Raw genomic sequence first — 18,920 nt, 5'->3', positions numbered from 1 at the left:
ACAAGGGTAACGGGGGCCGGTAGCGTGGCCGCCATGCGCGCCATCGTCGCCGAATCCCCCGATCAACTGTCCTGGCAGGAAGTGGCCGACGTCTCCGCCGGGCCCGGCGAGGTCCTGATCAAGGTAACCGCCGCCGGCGTGAACCGCGCCGACGTGCTGCAGGCCGCCGGCAAGTATCCGCCCCCGCCCGGCGCCAGCGAGACCATCGGCATGGAGGTGTCCGGCGTCGTCGCCGAGGTCGGCGAGGGCGTCACAGAATGGCCTGCGGGGCAAGAGGTTTGCGCGCTGCTGGCCGGCGGGGGGTATGCCGAATACGTCGTCGTTCCGGCGGGGCAGGTGCTGCCGATCCCGTCCGGCGTGGACCTCGCCGACGCCGCGGGGCTGCCGGAGGTGGCTTGCACCGTGTGGTCGAACCTGGTGATGACGGCGGGCCTGAGCGAGGGCCAGCTGCTGCTGATGCATGGCGGGGCCAGTGGCATCGGCACCCACGCGATCCAGATCGCGCGTGCGCTCGGGGCCCGGGTGGCGGTCACCACCGGCTCGAGGGAGAAGCTCGATTTCTGCCGCGACCTGGGCGCCGAGATCATGATCAACTACCACGACGAAGACTTCGTCGCCCGGGTGCAGGAGTTCGGTGGCGCTGACGTGATCTTCGACATCATTGGGGCGGCGTATCTGGACCGCAACATCGACGCCCTGGCCAGCGACGGAAAACTCGTCATCATCGGCATGCAGGGCGGCGTCAAGGCCGAGCTCAACATCGGCAAACTGCTCGCCAAGCGCGCGGCGGTCATCGGCACCACGCTGCGGGGGCGCCCGACGGCCGGGCCGAACAGCAAAAGCGAGGTCGTGCAGGCGGTGACGGCGTCGGTGTGGCCGATGATCGCCGACGGCCGGGTGCGGCCGATCATCGGCGCCCGCCTGCCCATCCAGCAGGCCGGCGAAGCGCACCAGCGACTGGTGGCGGGCGAGGTGACCGGAAAGATCGTCCTGACGGTCTAGCGGATTCGCGCGCGTAACGAGGCGGCGATTTTCGGGCCTTAGATTCGCCGTGGCGTTACGCTCGCGGCCAAAGGCTTAGCCCAGCCTCAACCCAGGGAAGCCAGCGCGCGCACCAACTGATCGACCTCGGCCGTCGTCGAATAGTGCGCCAGCCCGACGGTGACCGCGCCGCCGATGTCGTTGACGCCCAACACGTCGAGCGCGCGGGAGCTTTCGTTGGTGACGGCCAGAATCCCGTTGTCCGCCAGCCGTTGCACCACCCGTTCGGCGGGCACGCCGTTCAGGGCGAAACTCACCACCGGGATCCGCACCTCCGGGCGGCCGATGACCATCACCAACGGCAACGAGCGCAACGACACCATCAAGTAGTCGTAGATCCGGTTCAGATACGAGGTGGCGGATTGCATCGACACCGCCAGGCGTTCGCGCCGGGTGCCGCGGGCGGATTCGTCGAGCGACGCCAGGTACTCGATGCTGGCGACCACCCCGGCCAGCAGTCCGAACTGGTGCGCGCCGATCTCGAGGCGCGCGGCGCCCGTGGCCTTGGGGTCGGCCGAGATGGAACTGAACGAGTTGAGCAGCGCCGGATCGCGGAACACGATCGCCCCGATCGGTGGCCCGCCCCACGCGGCGGCATTCACCGCCACCACGTCGGCGTCGGCTTCCTTCATGTCGAGCAGCCGGTAGGGCGCGGCGGCGGAATGGTCGACCACCACCAGGCCGCCGACGTCGTGCACCAGCTTTGTCATCACCCGTAGATCGGTGACCGTGCCCATCGTCGCGGACGCCGAGGCGACCGCGACCAGCCGGGTGGACTTCCCGATCAGGCCCTCCCACTGCCACGTCGGCAGCTCGCCCGTCTCGATGTCGATCTCGGCCCACTTGACCTTGGCGCCGTACCGGTGCGCCGCGCGCAGCCAGGGGGCGATGTTGGCTTCTTCGTCCAGGCGGCTGACGATGACCTCGTAGCCCAGGCCGGCCCGCGACGACGACGCTTCGGCCAGCGCCGACAGCAGGATCGCGCGGTCGGCGCCCAACACGACGCCCGCCGGTTCGACGTTGAACAGATCGGCCACCGCCGCCCGGGCCGCCTCCAAGATGGCGGCACTGCGCTGCGCCGACGGGTGCGCCCCCACGGTGGTGGGCCCAGACCTGCGGAAAGCCGTCGACACCGTGGTCGCGACGGAATCGGGAATCAGCATCCCGGCCGGAGCGTCGAAGTGCACCCACCCGTCACCCAGCGACGGATGCAGTCCGCGCACCCGGGCGACGTCATATGCCATGTGGGCCACCTTAGGCTTCCGCGTTTTTTGCGAAACTGTGACGGTAGCGGGTGCCTTGAAAGGCTCCAAGCCGTGCCGGCGAGTCGGTGGCCTCCCGAGCCAGGGCACCCGGCCAGCCATACTAGTCGAGTGGGGCTCTGGTTCGGAACGCTCATTGCATTGTTTTTGCTGATAGCGCCCGGGGCGATCATCGCACGTATCAGTCAGCTGTCTTGGCCGGTCGCTGTCGCGGTGGGCCCGGCGCTGACCTACGGCGTGATTGCGCTCGCCATTATTCCGTTTGGCGCCATCGGAATACCGTGGAACGGCTGGACCGCGCTGGCCGCGCTGGCCGTGGTGTGCCTGGTGATGACCGGTTTCCAGCTGCTGCTCGCCCGCTATCGAGACCGCGACGCCGAAGCCCGCCGGGTCAGCCGCTGGCCGGCGATCACGGTCGCGGCCGGTGTGCTGCTGGGCGTCCTGCTGATCATGTGGGCCGCCTACCGCGGCCTGACCCACTGGCAAAGTGTCCCGAGCACCTGGGACGCGGTCTGGCACGCCAACGAGGTGCGGTTCATCCTCGACACCGGCCAGGCGTCGTCCACCCACATGGGCGAGCTGCGCAACGTCGAAACGCACCACACGCTGTACTACCCGTCGGTGTTCCACGCCCTGACCGCGGTGTTCTGCCAGCTGACCGGGGCGGCGCCCACCACCGGCTACACGTTGAACTCGGTCGCCGCGTCGGTGTGGCTGTTTCCGACCAGCGCCGCGATGCTCACCTGGCGCCTGCTGCGCCCGACCTGGGGCGAGTGGCGCACCGCGGGAGCCGCGGCGACCTCCGCCGCGCTGGCGGCCTCGTTCACCGCGGTCCCCTACGTCGAATTCGCCGTCGCCGCGATGCCCAACCTGGCGGCCTACGGCGCCGCGGTGCCGGCGTTCGTGTTGATCACCTCCACGTTGCGGCACCGCGACCGCATCCCGGCGGGCGTGCTGGCGCTGGTGGGTGTCATGTCGGTGCACATCACCGGCGGTGTGATCGTCCTGTTGATGCTGGCGGCCTGGTGGCTCCTGGAGGCGCTGTGGCATCCCGTGCGCGGCAGGCTGGCCGACGTCGCGGCCCTGGCCTGCATCGCGGTGGTGTCCGGGTTGATCCTGTTGCCGCAGTTCATCAGCGTCCAGGAACAGGAAGACATCATCGCCGGGCACTCGTTTTTGACCTACCTCAGCAAGAAGCGGGGGCTGTTCGACGCCGTCTTCCAGCACTCCCGCCACCTCAACGACTTCCCGGTCCAATACGCGCTGATCGCGTTGGCCGCCATCGGCGGTGTCATCCTGCTGGTCAAGCGGGTCTGGTGGCCGCTGGCCCTGTGGCTGCTGCTGATCGTGGTGAACGTCGACGCCGGGACCCCGATCGGCGGCCCCATCGGCGCGGTGGCCGGGATGTTCGGCGAGTTCTTCTATAAGGATCCGCGCCGGATCGCGGCCGCCACCACCCTGCTGCTGGAACCGATGGCCGGCATCGCGTTGTTCACGATCGTGATCGGCGTCGTGGCCGGCGCCCGACGCGTGTCGGGCCGGTTCAAACCACTGCCCGCCCCGGTCTGGGCGTCGGTCACCGCGGTCCTGCTGGTGGCGACCACGGTGCTCAGCGCCCACCACTACCTCTATCGGCACCTGTGGTTGTTCGGCGACAAGTACGACTCGGTGATGATCGACCAACGCGATCTGATGGCCATGGCTTATCTGGCCAAGCTGCCCGGGGCCCGCGAGACCCTGATCGGCAACGCCAACACCGACGGCACCGCGTGGATGTACGCCGTCGCCGACCTGCACCCGCTATGGACGCACTACGACTACCCACAGCAGATGGGCCCGGGTCCCAACCGCTACATCTTCTGGACCTCGGCCCGCCGGGGCGATTCCGATCCGAGGGTGCTGGAAGCGATTAAAGCGCTCAATATTCGGTACATCTACACCAGCGCGCCGACTGTCCGGGGATTCGCCGTACCCGACGGACTAGTGTCACTGGATAAGTCGAAGTCGTGGTCGCTGATCTACGACAATGGCGGTGCCCGAATTTATGAATGGCGACCGAACGGCACGACGCCACACTCATAGTCCACAAAGGATGGTGAAGTATTGAGTACCCGCAACGACGATGACGACGTCGAAGTCATCGGCGGCGTCGACCCGCGGATCATGGCGATCGCCGATGATGACTCCGACGAGCGCTCCCTGACCGATCTGGTCGAGCAGCCCGCAAAGGTGATGCGAATCGGGACCATGATCAAGCAACTGCTCGAGGAAGTGCGCGCCGCGCCGCTGGACGACGCCAGCCGCAACCGGCTACGGGAGATCCACGCGACCAGCATCCGGGAGCTGGAAGAGGGATTGGCGCCGGAACTGCGTGAGGAGCTCGACCGCCTCACCCTCCCCTTCAACGAGGACGCCGCGCCGTCGGACGCCGAATTGCGCATCGCCCAAGCACAGTTGGTCGGCTGGCTGGAAGGTCTCTTCCACGGCATCCAGACCGCGCTGTTCGCCCAGCAGATGGCCGCCCGCGCCCAGCTGGAAAAGATGCGCCAGGGCGCGCTCCCCCCGGGCATCGGCAAGCCGGGCGGTGCGCCCGGGCACGGCCAGTACCTGTAAGCGACCTCGAGTAGTTCACGGTGTCGGGTCCTCACATCAAGACGCACAACGCGTGGGTGGAATTTCCCATCTTCGATGCCAAGTCGCGCTCGCTGAAGAAGGCCTTCTTGGGCAAGGCGGGCGGCACGATCGGGCGCAACAACTCCAACGTGGTGGTCGTCGAAGCGTTGCGGGACATCACCATGTCCCTCGAGCTGGGCGACCGGGTCGGCCTGGTCGGCCACAATGGAGCGGGGAAATCGACCCTGCTGCGGCTACTTTCGGGCATCTACGAGCCCACCCGGGGCTGGGCGCAGGTCACCGGCCGGGTGGCGCCGATCTTCGACCTCGGCGTCGGGATGGACCCCGAGATCTCCGGCTACGAGAACATCATCATCCGCGGCCTGTTCCTCGGGCAGACCCGAAAACAGATGCAGTCCAAGGTCGATGAGATCGCAGAGTTCACCGAGCTGGGCGACTACCTGTCGATGCCGCTGCGCACCTATTCGACCGGTATGCGGGTGCGCCTGGCCATGGGCGTGGTCACCAGCATCGATCCCGAGATCCTGTTGCTCGACGAAGGCCTGGGGGCGGTGGACGCCGACTTCATGAAGAAGGCCCAGTCGCGGTTGCAGGGCCTGGTGGAGCGGTCCGGAATCCTGGTGTTCGCCAGCCATTCCAACGAATTTTTGGCCCGGCTGTGCAAGACGGCGATGTGGATCGACCACGGTGTCATCCGCATGACCGGCGGCATCGAGGATGTCGTGCGCGCGTACGAGGGGGAGGATGCGGCCCGGCACGTGCGCGAGGTGCTGGCCGAGACCGCCGCCGATAAGCCCTTTGCCCAGCAGGCATCCGGAGATGAGTGACACCGTCGTCGCCGTCGTCGTCACCCACCGGCGCCCCGACGAACTGGCCAAGTCCCTCGATGTGCTGAGCACCCAAACCCGATTGCCCGACCACCTCATCGTCGTCGACAACGATTACTCGGGCGACGATCGCGTCCGCGAACTGGTTGCGGGACAACCCATCCCAACCACCTACCTGGGCTCGCGCCGCAACCTCGGGGGCGCCGGCGGTTTCGCGCTGGGCATGCTGCACGCGTTGGCCCTGGGCGCCGAGTGGGTGTGGCTGGCCGACGACGACGGGCGCCCGCAAGACTCCCACGTTCTGGCCACCCTGCTGGCGTGCGCGGACAAGCACGACCTGGCCGAGGTGTCACCGATGGTGTGCAATTCCGACGACGCGGCGCGGCTGGCGTTTCCGTTGCGTCGTGGCCTGGTATGGCGCAGGCGCGCAAGCGAATTGCGCACCGAAGCTGGACAGGACCTGTTGGGTGGCATCGCGTCGTTGTTCAACGGCGCGCTGTTCCGGGCCACCACGCTGGAAGCGGTCGGCGTCCCGGATCTGCGGCTGTTCATCCGTGGCGACGAAGTCGAGATGCACCGGCGGCTGGTGCGTTCCGGCCTGCCGTTCGGCACCTGCCTCGACGCGGTCTACCTGCATCCGTGCGGATCCGACGAATTCCGGCCGATCCTCGGCGGCCGGATGCACACCCAATATCCCGACAACGCCGCCAAGCGCTTCTTCACCTACCGCAACCGCGGCTACCTGCAGTCACAGCCCGGGTTGCGCAAGCTGGTGGTGCAGGAGTGGGTCCGGTTCGGCTGGTTCTTCTTAATTACCCGTCGCGACCCCCGCGGCCTGGCCGAGTGGATCCGGTTGCGGCGCTTGGGACGTCGTGAGCAATTCGGCCAGCCACCATCGAGACCGGGAGGGCCCCGATGACGTTCCTCGACGCGGCGGCGCAGTCGCGGACATTCACCCGCGCGCGCGGCGATCTGGCCGACGGCTTCCGTCGTCACGAGCTCTGGCTGCACCTGGGCTGGCAGGACATCAAACAGCGTTACCGGCGCTCGGTGTTGGGGCCCTTCTGGATCACGATCGCGACGGGGACCACCGCGGTCGCCATGGGCGGCTTGTACTCCAAGCTGTTTCACCTCGAGCTGTCCGTGCACCTGCCGTATGTGACGCTGGGCCTGATCATCTGGAACCTGATCAACGCCGCCATCCTGGAGGGCGCCGACGTGTTCGTCGCCAACGAGGGACTGATCAAGCAGTTGCCCACCCCGCTGAGCGTGCATGTCTACCGGCTGGTGTGGCGGCAGGTCATCTTGTTCGCGCACAACATCGTCATCTACGTCGTGATCGCGATGATCTATCCCAAGCCGTGGTCGTGGGCCGACCTCGCGGTGATCCCTGCGTTGGCGCTGATCGTGCTCAATTGCATATGGGTGTCACTGTGTTTCGGCATCCTGGCGACCCGCTACCGCGATATCGGCCCGCTGCTCTTTTCCGTCGTGCAGCTGCTGTTCTTCATGACGCCGATCATCTGGAACGACGACACCTTGCGTCAGCAGGGTGCCGGACGCTGGTCGCGCATCGTGGAACTCAACCCGCTGCTGCACTACCTCGACATCGTTCGCGCGCCGCTGCTCGGGGCGCACCAGGAGCTGCGGCACTGGGCCGTGGTGCTGGTGTTGACGGCCGTCGGGTGGGTGCTCGCGGCGTTCGCGATGCGCCAGTACCGCGCCCGGGTGCCGTACTGGGTGTAGCCCGGCAACTTGTCGTAGGGCATGGCTACTATCGAATGTATGTTCGATACAGTGCCCGGTGACCTGGTGTTTCAGGGCGTCGATGACGCCGGCGTGCTGGACCGCGTCACCGCGGCGGCCCGGGCGCAGAACGCGCAGTGCGCGCGGGAGTTGGCGGCGATCGGGGAGCTGTACGCGCGCCGGGCACCGGCCGACGACGCCGAGCGTTTCAACTGGGCCGTCGATGGACACGCGAACGTGGTCGCCGAGGTGGCCGCCGCGCTGGGCATCAGCCGCGGCCGGGCGGCCGGGCGGCTGCACTATGCGATCGCGCTGCGTGAGCGGCTGCCCCGGGTCGCTGAGGTCTTCGCCCAGGGCGGCATCGATTTCCGTCTGATGGCGGCGGTGGTGTACCGCACCGAGCTGATGGAAGACACCGAGTTGATCGCCCGGCTGGACTCCGCGGTGGCCCGGCACGCGCCCAAGTGGATGCGGTTGTCGGGCCCGAAAATGGCTGAGCGCATTGATATGTGGGTGGCGCGTATCGATCCCGCCGGGGTGCGCGTGCCGGGGATGCGCAGTGAGGATCGCCGTGTCGAGATCGGGCCCATCAGCCCGGGGCTGGCGGAGATCTCGGCGAGGGTGCATTCGACCGATGCGGCCGCGGTGGACAGCGCGCTTGACGCGTTGGCCGACTCGGTGTGCCCGAACGACTCACGCACCAGGGCTCAGCGCCGCGCCGACGCTTTGGGCGCGATGGCCGCCGGGCTGACCGCTCTGCGCTGCAACTGTAGCGGCGCGGATTGCGTTGCGGCACAGCGGCCCCCGGGCACCAACGTCATGATCCATCTGCTGGCCAAGCCGGGCGCGGTCAGCGGCGAGGCGCGCGCACCGGCGTATCTACCTGGGTTCGGTCCCTTGCCGACGGCATCGCTGCGCGATCTGGTCGGTGTTGCCAAAACCAAGCCGCTCTCGGTGCCGCCGGATCGCGCGGAAGCCGGGTATAGGCCGTCGACCGCACTGGCCGAATTCGTCCGCTTCCGCGACCTGACATGCCGATTCCCCGGCTGCGACGCTGCGGCGGACGTTTGCGATATCGACCACACGGTGCCGTTTCCGCTCGGCCCCACGCATCCGTCGAACCTCAAGCTGCTCTGCCGCCACCATCACCTGCTCAAGACGTTCTATACGGGCCCCGACGGCTGGCGGGACCGCCAGCTGCCCGATGGCACGGTGGTGTGGACGTCCCCGACGGGGCATGCGTACACCACCAAACCTCTTGGCGGCCTGTATTTTCCGGCGTTGGCGGTCCCGACGGGAACGTTGACACTGCCGACCTTCACGCCGGCACCCGCGCAGGACCGCGGTGTGATGATGCCGGCCCGGCGACGGACCCGGGCCGAGGATCACGCCGCCCGGGTCCGCTGGGAGCGCGGCCTCAACGAGGCACGCATCGGCGCCGAGGCGGCACGCGAGGCCGAGCGGTCGGCGCCCAACATCAACGACCCGCCGCCCTTTTAGATTTCTTGTTCCCCCGCTGATGGTGGCGGGCTGCCTCATCGTGGTGTCACACTGGTACGCCACCTGAGCACACTGGGCGAAAGGTCCACGGACGTGAGCAAGAAAGTCCAATCGGCAGCGGACGCCGCGCGGAACAACCTCGAGGCTGAGCTGGACCGGCTGCGGCAGCGGCGCGACCGCCTCGAGGCCGAAGTCAAGAACGACCGCGGGATGGTGGGCGATCACGGCGACGCGGCCGAGGCGATCCAGCGCGCCGACGAGCTCGTCGTCCTGTCCGACCGGATCAACGAATTGGACCGGCGTTTGCGGGCCGGGCCGCCGGACTCCGACTCGTCGGAGACGCTGCCCGGCGGCACGGAGGTGACGCTGCGGTTCGCCGACGGTGAGGTGGTCACGATGCACGTGATCTCCATCGTCGAGGAGACGCCGGTGGGCCGGGAGGCCGAGACGCTGACCGCGCGCAGTCCGCTGGCCCAGGCCCTGGCCGGGCGCAAGCCGGGCGACACGGTGACCTACTCCACCCCGCAGGGCGAGAACCAGGTCGAGTTGATCGCGGTCAAGCTGCCCCACTGACGCAGCCCGACGCTGCCCGCCGGGTCCCGCCGGCCCCGTTAAACTCCCCCAATGCTTCCCCCCGAGTCCCCGACCGCGCCGGAGCGGCTGAGCCTGACGACGCAGGTCACGCGTTTCGTCGTCACGGGCGGCCTGGCGGGGATCGTGGACTTCGGGCTCTACTTGGTGTTGTTCAAGGCGGCGCACGTCCAGGTCGACGTGGCCAAGTCCATCAGCTTCGTCGTCGGCACCATCACCGCCTACCTGATCAACCGCCGGTGGACCTTCCAGGCGCCGCCCAGCACCGCCCGGTTCGTCGCGGTCATGGTCCTCTACGCCATCACCTTCGCCGTGCAGGTCGGGCTGAACCACCTGTGTCTGGCGTTTCTGCACTACCAGGGGTGGGCGATCCCGGTCGCGTTCGTGATCGCGCAGGGCACCGCGACGGTGATCAACTTCGTCGTGCAGCGGGCCGTAATCTTCCGCATCCACTGAGCCGCCGTCGGCAGGCGGTACCCTCTTTGACGATGTCGAGCACCGATCCCGTGACCAAGCCCGCCCGGCTGATGGGCTTTGGGCGCACCGCACCGTCGGTGGCCCAGGTGCTGTCCACTCGCGATCCCGAGGTGATCGCCCAGGCGGTGGCCCGGGCGGCCGACTCGGGCGGCCGCGGCGTGATCGCGCGCGGGCTGGGCCGGTCCTACGGCGACAACGCGCAAAACGGCGGCGGCCTGGTGATCGACATGACCGGCCTCAACCGCATCCACTCGATCAGCGCCGACACCCGCCTGGTCGATGTCGACGCCGGAGTCAGCCTGGACCAATTGATGAAGGCGGCGCTCCCGTTCGGGCTCTGGGTTCCGGTGCTGCCGGGAACGCGGCAGGTGACCGTGGGCGGGGCGATCGCGTGCGACATCCACGGCAAGAACCACCACAGCGCGGGCAGCTTCGGCAACCATGTGCGGTCAATGGATCTGCTCATGGCCGACGGCACCGTGCGCACCATCACCCCGGACGGAGACGACGCCGAGCTGTTCTGGGCGACCGTCGGGGGCAACGGCCTGACCGGGATCGTGCTGCGCGCAACCATTGTCATGACTCCGACGGAGACGGCCTACTTCATCGCCGACGGCGTGGCCACCAAGGATCTCGACGAGACGGTGGCCGTCCACCTCGACGGCAGCGAAGCCAACTACACCTACTCCAGCGCCTGGTTCGACCTGATCAGTCCGCCGCCGAAGCTCGGGCGGGCCGCGGTCAGCCGCGGCAGTTTGGCGAAGCTGGATCAACTGCCGAAAAAACTCGCCAAGAATCCGCTGAAATTCGATGCGCCGCAGCTATTGACGGTGCCGAACCTGTTTCCGGTCAGCGCGATGAACAAGCTGTCGTTCATGGCCATCGGTGAGACGTATTACCGCCTCGGCGGAACCTACTCGGGCAAGATCCAGAACCTGTCGCAGTTCTACCACATGCTGGACTTGGTCAGCGGCTGGAACAACGCTTATGGCCCAAGGGGTTTCGCCCAGCACCAGTTCCTGGTTCCGCCGAACGCCATGGACGAATTCAAGGCCATCATCCGCTGGATTCAAACCACCGGACACTACTCGGCACTGAACGTGTTCAAGCTTTTCGGGCCGGGCAACCGCGCCCCCCTGAGTTTCCCCATGGCCGGCTGGAATGTCGCGATGGACTTCCCCAACAAGCCCGGGATCAACGAGTTCCTCAACGAACTCGACCGGCGCGCACTGGAATTCGGCGGACGGGTCTATACCGCCAAGGACTCCCGTGTCAGCGCGGAAACCTTTCACGCCATGTATCCGCGCATCGACGAATGGATCGCGATACGCCGCAAGGTCGACCCCTTGCGGGTGTTCGCCTCGGACATGGCCCGACGTTTGGAGCTGCTCTAAATGGTGTTGGACGCCGTGGGAAATCCGCAGACCATCCTGCTGCTCGGCGGCACCTCCGAGATCGGGCTGGCCATCTGCGAACGCTACCTGCAGAACGCGCACGCGCGAATCGTGCTGGCCGCCATGCCCAACGACCCGGGCCGCGACGCCGCCGTCGCGCAACTGAAGGCCGCCGGTGCGCGATCGGTGGAGTTGATCGATTTCGAAGCCACCGACCCCGACACGCACCCCAAAATGATCGATCAGGCGTTCGCCAATGGCGACGTCGACGTGGCGATCGTCGCATTCGGCATCCTCGGTGACGCCGAGGAGCTGTGGCAGAACCAGCACAAGGCCGTGCTGGCCGCCGAAATCAACTACACCGCCGCGGTTTCGGTGGGTGTGCTGCTGGCCGAGAAGATGCGCGCCCAGGGCTTCGGCCAGATCATCGCGATGAGTTCTGCCGCCGGCGAGCGGGTGCGACGGTCCAACTTCGTCTACGGCTCCACCAAGGCGGGTCTGGACGGCTTCTACCTGGGGTTGGGAGAAGCGTTGCGCGAGTTCGGGGTTCGTGTCCTGGTGATTCGCCCCGGCCAGGTGCGCACCCGGATGAGCGCGCACGTCAAGGAAGCGCCGCTTACCGTCGATAAGGAATACGTCGCCAACCTCGCGGTCACCGCTGCCGCAAAGGGTAAGGAATTGGTTTGGGCACCAGCAGCATTCCGCTATGTGATGATGGTGTTGCGACACGTCCCGCGCCCCATCTTCCGCAAGCTGCCAATCTGATCATGCGTAACGCGCTGGCCACCCTTGGCCAGATGGCCCTGGCGGCGCTGGTTGCGGTGGCCGTCGCGGTGGTGTCGCTGATCGCCATCTCGCGCGTGCAATGGCCGGCCTTTCCCTCATCGAACCAACTGCACGCGCTGACCACCGTCGGGCAGGTCGGCTGCCTGGCCGGTCTGGTCGCCGTGGCCTGGGTGTGGCGGCGCGGACACCGGTGGCTCGCCCAGGTGGGCGGGCTGGTGTTCGTGTCCGCGTTCACCGTCGTCACCCTGGGCATGCCGCTCGGGGCGACCAAGCTGTACCTGTTCGGCATCTCCGTCGACCAGCAGTTCCGCACCGAATACGTCACCCGGCTCGCCGACAACCCCGCCCTGCGCGACATGACCTACCTCGGGCTGCCGCCGTTTTACCCACCCGGCTGGTTCTGGATAGGCGGGCGCGCTGCCGCGCTCAGCGGGGCACCGGCGTGGGAGATCTTCAAGCCGTGGGCCATCACCTCGATCGCCGTCGCCGTCGCGATCGCGCTGGTGTTGTGGTGGCGGATGGTCCGGTTCGAGTACGCGCTCATCGTCACCACCGCGACGGCCGCGGTCACGCTCGCCTACGGCTCGCCCGAGCCCTACTCGGCGATGATCACCGTGCTGTTGCCGCCGGTGCTGGTGCTGACCTGGTCGGGCCTGCGCGCCGCGGACCGTCCGGGCGCGGGCCGCCGGGCGGGCTGGGGTGCGGTGATCGGCGCCGGAATTTTCGTGGGGTGGACGGCCACCTGGTACACCCTGCTGTTCGGGTTCAGCGCGTTCGCGATCGGGCTGATGGCGCTGTGGCTGGCCGGCGTGCGCTGGCATCAAGACGGTGCGAAGGCCGCGCTCGATCCGCTGCGGCGGCTGGCGGTCATCGCCGGCGTCGCCGTGGTGATCGGCTGCACCACCTGGTTGCCGTTCCTGCTGCGAGCGGCCCGCAGTCCGATCAGCAACACCGGCGGTGCCGCCCACTACCTGCCGGCCGACGGGGCCGAGCTGACCTTCCCGATGCTGCAGTTCACGCTGCTCGGGGTCGTCGCCATGATCGGCACGCTGTGGCTGGTGGTGCGGGCCGGATCCTCGGTGCGGGCGGGCGCGCTGGCCATCGGGGTGCTGGCGATCTACCTGTGGTCGCTGTTGTCGATGCTCACCACGCTGGCGCGCGTCACGCTGTTGTCGTTCCGGCTGCAGCCGACCCTGAGTGTGTTGCTGGTGGCCGCCGGGGTGTTCGGATTTGTCGAATTCGCCGCGGCGTGGCGCGAGCGCAGCCGCGCGGTGGTCCCGGTGGCCGGCGCCATCGGGCTGGCCGCCGCGATCGCGTTCAGCCAGGACATCCCCGACGTGCTGCGCCCCGACCTCACCATCGCCTACACCGACACCGACGGCAACGGGCAGCGCGGCGACCGGCGCCCGCCCAGCGCCGAAAAGTTCTACGCGACAATCGATCACGACATCACGCAGGTGACCGGCAAGCCCCGCGACCAGACCGTGGTGATGACGGCCGACTACAGCTTCCTGTCCTTCTACCCCTACTGGGGATTCCAGGGGCTCACGTCGCACTACGCCAACCCGCTCGCGCAATTCGACCTACGGGCCGCGCAGATCACCAAGTGGTCCAAGCTCAAAAACGCCGACGAGTTGATCCGCGCCCTGGACTCCTGCCCCTGGCCGGCGCCGACGGTCTTCCTGATGCGCCGCGGCGCGAACGGCAACTACACCCTGCGGCTGGCCGAGGATGTCTACCCCAACCAGCCCAACGTGCGGCGCTACACCGTCGACTTGCGCGGCGCCCTGTTCGACAGCCCGCGCTTCGTCGTCCGCAGCGTCGGCCCCTTCGTACTGGCCATCCGCAAACCGGCGGCGTAACGGCTGATGAGCACCGAGACCACGCCTCAAACGGGGCCGCACCCGGGGCAAGAACTAGCATCTAGCACCGTGCAAGACAGGGAAGCCAATCACCGGATCGCCCGGCTGGTTGCTTCCGTCGCCGGGCTGCTCGGCGTGCTGCTGGCGATCGCCACACCGCTGCTACCGGTCGACCAGACGACCGCCCAGCTGAACTGGCCCCAGAACGGCACCTTCGGCAGCGTCGACGCGCCCCTGATCGGTTACGTCGCCACCGATTTGAACATCACCGTCCCGTGTCAGGCCGCTGCCGGGCTGACCGGCGGGGGCAACGCCGGCAGGACGGTGTTGCTGTCGACGGTGCCCAAGCAGGCGCCCAAGGCCGTCGATCGGGGACTGCTGATCGTGCGGGCCAACGACGAGCTGGTGCTGGTGGTGCGCAACGTCCCGGTGGTGAGCGCCCCGCTGAGCCAGGTGCTCAGCCCGGCGTGTGAGCGGCTGACGTTCACCGCGCACGCCGATCGGGTCACCGCCGAGTTCGTCGGGCTGACCCAGGGACCCAACGCCGAGCATCCCGGCTCGCCGCTGCGCGGGGAGAAGAGCGGCTATGACTTCCGGCCGCAGATCGTCGGCGTCTTCACCGATCTGAGCGGACCGGCGCCGACGGGCCTGCACTTCTCGGCGACCATCGACACCCGCTACAGCAGCAGCCCCACCCCGCTGAAGATGGCGGCGATGATCCTCGGGCTGGTACTGACCGCCGCCTCCCTGATCGCGCTGCACCGGCTCGACACCGCCGACGGAACCCGGCACCGCCGCTTCCTGCCCGCGCGCTGGTGGTCGATCGGCGCGCTGGACACCCTGGTCATCGCGGTGCTGGTGTGGTGGCATTTCGTCGGCGCCAACACCTCCGACGACGGCTACATCCTGACCATGGCCCGGGTGTCCGAGCACGCCGGCTACATGGCCAACTACTACCGCTGGTTCGGCACGCCTGAGGCTCCCTTCGGCTGGTACTACGACCTGCTGGCGCTGTGGGCCCACGTGAGCACCACCAGCATCTGGATGCGGTTGCCCACCCTGGTGATGGCGCTGACGTGCTGGTGGGTGATCAGCCGGGAGGTCATGCCCCGCCTGGGCCACGCGGTCAAGCAGAACCGCGCGGCGGCCTGGACGGCGGCGGGCACGTTCCTGGCGGTCTGGCTCCCGCTCGACAACGGCCTGCGCCCCGAGCCGATCATCGCCCTGGGCATCCTGCTGACGTGGTGTTCGGTGGAGCGCGCGGTGGCCACCAGCCGGCTGCTGCCGGTGGCGATCGCGTGCATCATCGGCGCGCTGACCCTGTTCTCCGGCCCGACGGGCATCGCCTCGATCGGCGCCCTGCTGGTCGCGATCGGGCCGCTGCGCACCATCCTGCACCGCAGGATCACCCGGTTCGGCGCGCTGCCGCTGGTGCTGCCGTTGCTTGCCGCGGTCACCGTCACCGCCATCCTGATCTTCCGCGACCAGACGCTGGCCGGTGAGGTCCAGGCCACGATGCTCAAGCGGGCCGTCGGCCCCAGCCTGAGCTGGTTCGACGAACACATCCGTTACGAGCGGCTGTTCATGGCCAGCCCCGACGGGTCGGTCGCCCGCCGGTTCGCCGTGCTGGCGCTGGTTCTCGCACTCGGGGTCACGGTCGCAATGTCGTTGCGCAAGGGCCGAATTCCGGGTACCGCCGCCGGGCCGAGCCGGCGCATCGTCGGAATCACCATCATCTCGTTCGTCGCGATGATGTTCACCCCCACCAAATGGACCCACCACTTCGGGGTGTTCGCCGGGCTCGCCGGCCCGCTGGGCGCGCTCGCCGCGGTCGCGGTGACGGCCGTGGCCATGCGGTCGAGGCGCAACCGCACCGTGTACGCCGCGGTGGTGCTGTTCCTGGTGGCGCTGTCGTTCGCCAGCGTCAACGGCTGGTGGTACGTCTCGAATTTCGGGGTGCCCTGGTCGAACGCGTTCCCGGCGTGGCACTACGCCTTTGCCACCGCGCTGCTCGGGCTGACGGTGGTGGTGCTGCTGCTGGCGGCATGGTTCCACTTCGTCTCCCCCGACAACGGTCCGCCCAAAACCCGTTACGGTGCACGCGCGGCCGGAATCATCCAGTCCCCGTTGGCCATTGCGACGTGGGTGCTGGTGGTGTTCGAGGTGGCGTCGCTGACGCTGGCGATGACCGACCAGTATCCGGCGTGGTCGGTGGGGCGCTCCAACCTGCAAGCGCTGACCGGAAAGTCGTGTGGACTGGCCGAGGACGTGCTGGTGGAGCAGGACCCTAACGTGGGCATGCTGTCGCCGGTGAATGCCTCGACGGCGGACGCCCTGGGCGCCGGCATGTCGGAAGCCTTCACGCCCAACGGAATTCCCGCCGATGTGCGCGCCGACCCCGTGATGGAACGCCCGGGTGACCGCAGCTTCGTCAACGACGAGGAGAAGACCGGCAGCAACCAGGCGGGCACCGAGGGCGGCACCACCCCCGCGCCGGGCATCAACGGATCGTCGGCCCAGCTGCCCTTCAGCCTCGACCCCGCGCGCACACCGGTGCTCGGCAGCTGGCGCTCGGGCATCCAGATTCCGGCACACCTGCGGTCGGGCTGGTACCGGCTGCCGCCGCGCGACAAGGCCGGACCACTGCTGGTGGTCAGCGCGTCCGGGCGCTTCGACCCCCGCGAGGTCCAGGTGCAGTGGGCCACCGACGAGCGGGCGGCCAGTGGACATCCCGGCGGCTCGTTCCAATTCGCCGACGTCGGTGCATCCCCGGCGTGGCGCAACCTGCGACTGGCGCTGTCGGCAATCCCCAATTCCGCCACCCAGATTCGGTTGGTCGCCGACGACGAAGACTTGGCGCCGCAGCACTGGATCGCCCTGACGCCGCCGCGCATTCCGCAGCTGCGCACGCTGCAGGACGTGGTGGGCTCCACCGATCCGGTGTTTCTGGACTGGCTCGTCGGGCTGGCCTTCCCGTGCCAGCGCCCGTTCGGCCATCAGAACGGCGTCGACGAGACACCGAAATGGCGCATCCTGCCCGACCGGTTCGGCGCCGAGGCCAACTCGCCCGTGATGGACAACAACGGCGGTGGTCCGCTGGGCGTCACCGAGCTGCTGGCCAAGGCGACCACGATGGCCACCTATTTGAAGGACGACTGGTCCCGCGACTGGGGCTCGCTGCAACGGTTGACGCCGTATTACCCGGGCGCGCAGCCCGCCGACCTGCTGTTGGGAACGGCGACGCGCGGCGGTCTGTGGAACCCGGCGCCGCTGCGCAAGACCTAGAACCGCGGCGCCTTCGGGCGCACCCTTGAGCTGCAGGCATCGGTAAGTCTAGACTTACCGTTCGTGGCCACTTACCAAGCCGGTGACGTGTGGCTGGCCCTGGCGGACGGGACGCGGCGCGCCATCGTGGAACGCCTCGCGCACGGCCCGGCGGCCGTCGGCGAATTGGCCCGCGGCCTACCGGTCAGCCGGCCCGCGGTGTCCCAACACCTCAAGGTGCTCAAGTGCGCCGGGCTGGTGCGCGACCGCGCCGCGGGAACCCGCCGCGTCTATCAGCTCGACCCCACCGGTCTCGAGGCACTGCGCGCCGATCTCGACCGGTTCTGGACCCAGGCGCTGGCCGGCTATGCGCAGACCATCGACGAGATCAACGAAGGAGCACCATGACGCCGCAGCGGACCCCCACCGTCACCCATCACGTCGTCGTCAACGCTGCCATCGAGCGCGCGTTCGCCGTCTTCACCGAACGGTTCGGCGCGTTCAAGCCGCGCGAGCACAACCTGCTGGCGGTTCCCATCGCCGAGACCGTGTTCGAGCCCCGCGTGGGCGGCCACATCTATGACCGCGGCGTCGACGGCAGCGTCTGTCGATGGGCGCGGATCCTGGTCTACGAGCCGCCGCATCGCGTGGTGTTCAGCTGGGACATCGGGCCGACGTGGCAACTGGAGTCCGACACCGCGAAGACCAGCGAGGTCGAAGTCCGCTTCACCTCCGAGGACGGCCAGCGCACCCGGGTGGACCTCGAACACCGCCATCTCGACCGCCACGGGCCGGGCTGGCCATCGGTGGCCGACGGGGTCGACGGCGATGCGGGCTGGCCGCTGTACCTGGGCCGCTACGTCGAGCTGTTGAGCGGCGGTGACCCGCGATGACCGCCGACCTGATGCCCATGGCCCGCGCCGAGCGGGCGGACCTGGCGGACTTTTTGGCCACGCTGACGCCGCCGGACTGGAATGCGCCCAGCCTGTGCACGCAATGGAGCGTGAAAGACGTTGTGGCGCATGTGATCAGCTACGAAGAACTCGGCACCCTGGGGCTGCTGAAGCGCTTCGCAAAGGGCCGGGTGGTGCGGGCCAACCAGGTGGGCGTCGACGAATTCGCCGACCTGACCCCGCAACAATTGCTGGAATTCCTGCGCGCCCACCTCCAACCACGGGGATTGACAGCGGGTTTCGGCGGAATGATCGCACTCGTCGACGGCACGATCCATCACCAGGACATCCGCCGCGCGCTTGGCCGGCCGCGCGAGGTCCCGCACGACCGGCTCGAGCGGGTCCTGTCCCTGGTTCCGGGCAATCCCCGGCTCGGCGCGGGACGGCGAGTCAAGGGTTTGCACCTGCGCGCCACCGACCTCGAGTGGACGCACGGCGACGGGCCCGAAGTGACCGGCCCCGGCGAGGCGCTACTCATGGCGATGTCCGGGCGCCCGGCCGCGCTCGGCGACCTCGGCGGCCCCGGGCACGCCACGCTGGCGGCCCGGCTCGGCGGATAGCGACCGCCCGCTGCGCGGCCCCG

The 18,920-nt window shown here is 68.3% G+C and carries 17 protein-coding genes; 16 read left to right on the top strand and 1 reads right to left on the bottom strand.

What is annotated here, in order from left to right; all coding sequences use genetic code 11:
* Positions 1-33: 33 nt before the first annotated feature.
* Entirely contained in the window at positions 34-1,002 is a 969-nt protein-coding gene (locus ACZ50Z_RS23700; RefSeq protein WP_464485740.1) for an NAD(P)H-quinone oxidoreductase, read from the top strand.
* A gap of 86 nt (positions 1,003-1,088) precedes the next feature.
* On the opposite strand, the gene ACZ50Z_RS23695 is transcribed toward ACZ50Z_RS23700, so the two are convergent.
* On the bottom strand, positions 1,089-2,285 hold the full coding sequence (locus ACZ50Z_RS23695) for a cysteine desulfurase-like protein (protein WP_464485739.1): 1,197 nt from the start codon (positions 2,283-2,285) through the stop codon (positions 1,089-1,091).
* A 129-nt stretch (positions 2,286-2,414) separates the two neighbouring features.
* Between ACZ50Z_RS23695 and ACZ50Z_RS23690 the strand changes: the two genes are divergently transcribed.
* From ACZ50Z_RS23690 to ACZ50Z_RS23620, 15 genes are all read left to right on the top strand, one after another.
* Positions 2,415-4,385 carry a DUF6541 family protein gene (locus tag ACZ50Z_RS23690; RefSeq protein ID WP_464485738.1) on the top strand — a complete coding sequence of 657 codons (1,971 nt, stop codon included), beginning with the start codon at positions 2,415-2,417 and terminating at the stop codon, positions 4,383-4,385.
* Positions 4,386-4,466: 81 nt separating this feature from the next.
* Positions 4,467-4,916: a bacterial proteasome activator family protein gene (locus ACZ50Z_RS23685; RefSeq protein ID WP_464486376.1), complete on the top strand. Its 450-nt coding sequence runs from the start codon at positions 4,467-4,469 to the stop codon at positions 4,914-4,916.
* Between the two features lie 20 nt (positions 4,917-4,936).
* Positions 4,937-5,764: a galactan export ABC transporter ATP-binding subunit Wzt/RfbE gene (wzt, locus tag ACZ50Z_RS23680; RefSeq protein ID WP_067173388.1), complete on the top strand. Its 828-nt coding sequence runs from the start codon at positions 4,937-4,939 to the stop codon at positions 5,762-5,764.
* The gene (gene glfT1 / locus ACZ50Z_RS23675) at positions 5,757-6,683 is read left to right on the top strand and encodes a galactofuranosyltransferase GlfT1 (RefSeq protein ID WP_464485737.1); all 927 of its coding nucleotides are present in this window, start codon (positions 5,757-5,759) and stop codon (positions 6,681-6,683) included. Before wzt ends, glfT1 begins: the two co-directional genes overlap by 8 nt.
* Positions 6,680-7,510 (top strand): galactan export ABC transporter permease subunit Wzm/RfbD, encoded by an 831-nt coding sequence (gene wzm, locus ACZ50Z_RS23670; protein ID WP_464485736.1) that lies wholly within the window; start codon positions 6,680-6,682, stop codon positions 7,508-7,510. Before glfT1 ends, wzm begins: the two co-directional genes overlap by 4 nt.
* A gap of 39 nt (positions 7,511-7,549) precedes the next feature.
* Entirely contained in the window at positions 7,550-9,010 is a 1,461-nt protein-coding gene (locus ACZ50Z_RS23665; protein ID WP_464485735.1) for an HNH endonuclease signature motif containing protein, read from the top strand.
* A 93-nt stretch (positions 9,011-9,103) separates the two neighbouring features.
* The gene (locus ACZ50Z_RS23660; RefSeq protein WP_464485734.1) at positions 9,104-9,583 is read left to right on the top strand and encodes a GreA/GreB family elongation factor; all 480 of its coding nucleotides are present in this window, start codon (positions 9,104-9,106) and stop codon (positions 9,581-9,583) included.
* 51 nt (positions 9,584-9,634) lie between these two features.
* Complete coding sequence (locus ACZ50Z_RS23655) at positions 9,635-10,057, top strand: GtrA family protein (protein ID WP_464485733.1); 423 nt, start codon at positions 9,635-9,637, stop codon at positions 10,055-10,057.
* A gap of 32 nt (positions 10,058-10,089) precedes the next feature.
* Positions 10,090-11,472: an FAD-binding oxidoreductase gene (locus tag ACZ50Z_RS23650; RefSeq protein WP_464485732.1), complete on the top strand. Its 1,383-nt coding sequence runs from the start codon at positions 10,090-10,092 to the stop codon at positions 11,470-11,472.
* Positions 11,473-12,237, top strand: a complete 765-nt coding sequence (locus tag ACZ50Z_RS23645; protein WP_464485731.1) for a decaprenylphospho-beta-D-erythro-pentofuranosid-2-ulose 2-reductase — start codon at positions 11,473-11,475, stop codon at positions 12,235-12,237. It begins immediately after the preceding gene.
* A 2-nt stretch (positions 12,238-12,239) separates the two neighbouring features.
* Positions 12,240-14,120, top strand: a complete 1,881-nt coding sequence (locus ACZ50Z_RS23640) for a galactan 5-O-arabinofuranosyltransferase (protein WP_464485730.1) — start codon at positions 12,240-12,242, stop codon at positions 14,118-14,120.
* A 6-nt stretch (positions 14,121-14,126) separates the two neighbouring features.
* On the top strand, positions 14,127-17,405 hold the full coding sequence (locus ACZ50Z_RS23635) for an arabinosyltransferase domain-containing protein (protein WP_464485729.1): 3,279 nt from the start codon (positions 14,127-14,129) through the stop codon (positions 17,403-17,405).
* Between the two features lie 63 nt (positions 17,406-17,468).
* On the top strand, positions 17,469-17,792 hold the full coding sequence (locus ACZ50Z_RS23630) for an ArsR/SmtB family transcription factor (RefSeq protein WP_464485728.1): 324 nt from the start codon (positions 17,469-17,471) through the stop codon (positions 17,790-17,792).
* A complete protein-coding gene (locus ACZ50Z_RS23625; protein ID WP_464485727.1) occupies positions 17,789-18,277 on the top strand; it encodes an SRPBCC family protein in 489 nt (162 codons plus the stop codon). Before ACZ50Z_RS23630 ends, ACZ50Z_RS23625 begins: the two co-directional genes overlap by 4 nt.
* Positions 18,274-18,897, top strand: a complete 624-nt coding sequence (locus ACZ50Z_RS23620; RefSeq protein ID WP_464485726.1) for a maleylpyruvate isomerase family mycothiol-dependent enzyme — start codon at positions 18,274-18,276, stop codon at positions 18,895-18,897. Before ACZ50Z_RS23625 ends, ACZ50Z_RS23620 begins: the two co-directional genes overlap by 4 nt.
* Positions 18,898-18,920: the final 23 nt, after the last annotated feature.

The organism is Mycobacterium sp. NTMscope_MAC_269 (assembly GCF_976985695.1).
Note: the sequence above shows the minus strand (reverse complement) of the source record. Positions and strands in the feature narration are given on the sequence as shown.